This window comes from Ohtaekwangia sp. (assembly GCF_036568665.1).
GTDB lineage: Bacteria > Bacteroidota > Bacteroidia > Cytophagales > Cyclobacteriaceae > Ohtaekwangia.
Map to the genome: position 1 here is coordinate 1 of NZ_DATCSD010000009.1, position 3897 is coordinate 3897.

Here is a 3897-nt window from a genome sequence, read left to right on the forward strand (position 1 = left end):
TTCCGTAACAGGTTCGGTTTTGCATCCGATCAAACTATACACCAGCACGAAGGCGATGCTTAGATATTTTACGCTCTCTTTCATCAAGTCTAAATTGAAATATAGTTACAAATGTACATTTTACACTATATTTTTCTTTGACGGAGCAGAGGAATTTTACTTTCTTTTTCAGTACAATAAGTAATGATTTGATATAAGTGCAACCAGTGGGGAAACACCTGACTGTTAATTAAATTCTTTGACTGAAACAATGATCATCTCAATGCGACTATTTTTTCTATCCACAGAGAATCTTTTGGTTGGGTCTATCTTGTTTAATTCCGCTACTGAAATTAAGGGTCTTGCTTCTCCTAATCCAACAGCAGCTATTCTCTTTTCACCTATCCCGTGTTTAATTAATTCATTGATAAGACCCTGCGCCATTTTTTGACTTACATGGAAATTATATGCGTAGCAGTCTTCTGTCCATGTATGCCATAGAAATACAACGGATACATTTTCGTTGGAATTTAAAAACGACAGTAGAGTATCGTAGGTATTTTGATTTTGGTAATAAGTATAGCACGGCTTTGTAGTACATGGGCCATCAAACGCTCTCGAAAGGTGTATTGTTCTTGTTTGCCCAACTGTTAACAGAGTATCCGTCCAATTAAAATTACCTTGAGCAAAAGATGTTGTATAGGTTATCAGGTTTAGTGTGAGTGCCGTAAGTAATTTCATGAGCATATTAATGAAGCTGATTGCTTAATTTGAACGGATATGGTATATATTTAGTATCGTCCTATTCTCGCATTTTCTACTACAGTCAGGTAGGAACGTCTGACTGTTACGATCTTAATACATTCCCAGAAACACCTTCAACGCTCCTGACTGCGGTATATCTTTTCGGTACACCAGCACAGTTGTTAATGATGCCAGCTCGGGTGCCAGCGGAATCAGGTTAAGTTTTCGCTTGCTATAGTACTGATCGATCAAACCTTTGGGCAATACAGTGAAGCCCAATCCGGCTTCCACGAAGTTAATGATTCCCTCGAGTGTATTCAGAACAATGCTCTTATACGTCACTATACCTTTGGCACTAAGCCATGACTCCAGTCGTGCGCGATAACTGCAGCCCTGATCGAACACAACAATCGTTACATCCTGGTTTGAGAGTAAATTCTTTTGTGTGGTATATTTGGTTGAGCTCACCAGCACCAATTTATCGTCACTGACTTTTAGCTGGTTCAGTTCCGGAAGAGAAATCGGGCCGGGCACAAAGGCAGCATCTAATTTATAGTTCAGTACATCGTTAACCAGGTCAGGACCTAATTCTGATTTGAACTCCAGCGTAATGTCCGGGTACTTTTGCATGAACTCGTTTAGCAATGCAGGCACTTTCAAGGCCATGGTAGTTTCGATACATCCGATTTTCAGACGGCCATTTATACCTTTTGCTTTCGGCACTTCTCTCCGGGCTTCTTCATACAATTGATTTATCTGCTTGGAATATACCATCAGCTTTTTGCCGGCAGAGGTTAACACCACTTTACGCGAAGTCCGGTCGAACAGCGGAGTGCCAAACTCATCTTCCATGCTTTTTATACGAGCTGTTACGTTAGACTGCACTGTGTTTGCAGTATCGGCTGCTTTGGTAAAGTTCTCATGCAAGGCAACAGCTTCAAAAATTCGGAGATCGTTAATATTCATAAATCATATTTTATGATAGTTACTATCAGTATTAATCGTTTTTACAAATATATGAACAAACCTAGTTTTGTCCAATAAATACTAAAACATGAACAGCACAATACACAAAACAGCACTGGGGATGGTTATACTATGCCTGGTAATTACAGCAGCACAGGCACAACATGAAAGTCAGCCTAAATCCACAACGAACATAGTACAGAAGACGGTGATCCATTACCGGAAGACCGAAGTAAACGGACTGAATATTTTTTACAGAGAGGCTGGACCATCCGATGGTTCGGTGATATTGCTCTTGCATGGTTTCCCTTCATCATCGCACATGTTCAGAAATCTTATACCCATATTGAGTGTGAAGCACCGGGTAATTGCACCCGATTTACCGGGCTTTGGCTTTTCAGACGCGCCTGTGCGTGAAAAGTATACTTATACCTTCGATAACCTTGCAGCAACGATGCAGCAGTTTATTGATAAACTTGGACTAAAGCGGTTTGCTATATATGTATTTGATTATGGAGCACCGGTTGGGTTCAGGCTTGCGCTGGCTAATCCGGAAAAAATTACCGGCATAATTTCACAGAATGGAAATGCTTATGAGGAAGGACTCAGTGCCGGCTGGAATCCTATTCAGAAATATTGGCGTGACCCATCACAAGAGAACCGTGATGCGCTGCGCGAATTTATGCAACTGCCGGCAACACGTTGGCAATATGAAGAAGGCGTTGATGATAAATCATTGATAGCCCCCGAGAGCTATACCACGGATCAACTCTTTCTTGACAGACCAGGCATTGTAGAGATACAGTTGGATTTGTTTAAGGATTACCAGAACAATGTGAAGCTATATCCGGAGTTTCATAAATACTTTAAGGCGCGAAAGCCGAAGCTCCTCGCTGTATGGGGAAGCCGCGATCCGTATTTTTTACCATCAGGTGCCGAAGCCTATAAGCGCGACATTCCTGATGCGAAAGTAATCTTTTATGAAACAGGACATTTTGCATTGGAAACACATGCTTATGAAATCGGGCAGGAAATAGTAAAATTCATGGCCGCGTTACCGAAATAGCAAACGCTATATCTTGCTGAATATATAGTGACAGTATCTATAGGCAGAGTCTTACAGAAGGAGACACTGCCTACAGATATATTATTTGGGCGTGTACGTACTCAGCTCTATAATTAATAATTTGTATGATGGCGATTGATGCATCATAGCGAGTAAATGTATAAATTGAGCTGGCGAAAACAAGGTTGCAATTTCTGCATCCGTAATACAGCGTAAATATGATCGTACGTCAACGCACACACTGGTTTAGAATGATGTTTATCTGGCATGGTTCTGTTCTGCCCAAGATACTTCCCCAACTGCTTACCCTTACGGCTTTTTCGCTGGTAGTGTTCTTCTTCCAGGGAAAGATATACCAGTACAAAGTAAATCTCAATCCGACCATCTTTACCCTGATCGGTATAGCCTTGGCAATCTTCCTCGGGTTTTGCAATACATCCAGTTACGATCGCTATTGGGAGGGACGCAAGCTCTGGGGAACACTGGTAGTAGAAAGCCGCTCGCTCGTGCGACAGGTATTTACCATGATTGATGATAATAGTCCTGAACTTGATACAGAGAAAAAACAGTTTGCCAAAACGGTTGTGGCGTGTTGTTGGGCTTTGAATCATCAATTAAGACGAACGCAAAGTATAGACGACCAGGAGCGGTTACTGGAGCGGAAGGATATTGAATATTTAAAGAATCGTGAATTTGTTCCGGTATCGTTACTGTATCGTCTCGGAGAATATATAGCCGCATGGACAAAGGCCGGGAAGATTGATACCATTGTAGCGACCAACCTTAATCAGCAGTTGAACAATATGTCTGCCGTGGTGGGAGGCTGCGAACGGATTTTGAATACACCGTTACCGTTTACGTATCATGTTCTGTTGCATCGCACAGTATATATTTACTGTTTCCTGCTTCCGTTTGGACTGGTAGACGTAGTAGGATGGATGATGCCTGTGCTGGTAGTTTTTATCAGCTATACATTTATTTCGCTTGATGCCATTGTAGCCGAGATCGGTGAACCTTTCGGTGTAGAGTCTAACGACCTCGCCTTAAATTCCATTTGCCGGACTATAGAATATTCTGTATTTGAGCAGGCTAATATACCTCAACCGCCATTGGCAAAGCCGACTTCTTATTTTTGGGATTAG

5 protein-coding genes are annotated in these 3897 nt (G+C 41.7%); 3 read left to right on the forward strand and 2 right to left on the reverse strand.

All coding sequences use genetic code 11. From position 1 onward, the window contains the following. Window positions 1-184 (forward strand): hypothetical protein (locus VIN08_RS00270; RefSeq protein WP_331958467.1); only part of this gene is annotated, 184 nt, incomplete at its 5' end. A gap of 41 nt (window positions 185-225) precedes the next feature. On the opposite strand, the gene VIN08_RS00275 is transcribed toward VIN08_RS00270, so the two are convergent. After that, window positions 226-720, reverse strand: coding sequence for a hypothetical protein (locus VIN08_RS00275; RefSeq protein WP_331958470.1), 495 nt, complete (start codon window positions 718-720; stop codon window positions 226-228). Between the two features lie 114 nt (window positions 721-834). Next, entirely contained in the window at window positions 835-1689 is an 855-nt protein-coding gene (locus VIN08_RS00280) for a LysR family transcriptional regulator (protein WP_331958473.1), read from the reverse strand. 88 nt (window positions 1690-1777) lie between these two features. Here VIN08_RS00280 and VIN08_RS00285 point away from each other — a divergent pair, with 88 nt between their 5' ends. Then, window positions 1778-2755 carry an alpha/beta hydrolase gene (locus VIN08_RS00285; protein WP_331958476.1) on the forward strand — a complete coding sequence of 326 codons (978 nt, stop codon included), beginning with the start codon at window positions 1778-1780 and terminating at the stop codon, window positions 2753-2755. 218 nt (window positions 2756-2973) lie between these two features. Then, window positions 2974-3897 (forward strand): bestrophin family protein, encoded by a 924-nt coding sequence (locus tag VIN08_RS00290; RefSeq protein ID WP_331958479.1) that lies wholly within the window; start codon window positions 2974-2976, stop codon window positions 3895-3897.

Coding starts and splice junctions, on each gene's coding strand:
- VIN08_RS00275 (WP_331958470.1), bottom strand. CDS start 720: ATGAAATTACTTACGGCACTCACACTAAACCTGATAACCTATACAACA.
- VIN08_RS00280 (WP_331958473.1), bottom strand. CDS start 1,689: ATGAATATTAACGATCTCCGAATTTTTGAAGCTGTTGCCTTGCATGAG.
- VIN08_RS00285 (WP_331958476.1), top strand. CDS start 1,778: ATGAACAGCACAATACACAAAACAGCACTGGGGATGGTTATACTATGC.
- VIN08_RS00290 (WP_331958479.1), top strand. CDS start 2,974: ATGATCGTACGTCAACGCACACACTGGTTTAGAATGATGTTTATCTGG.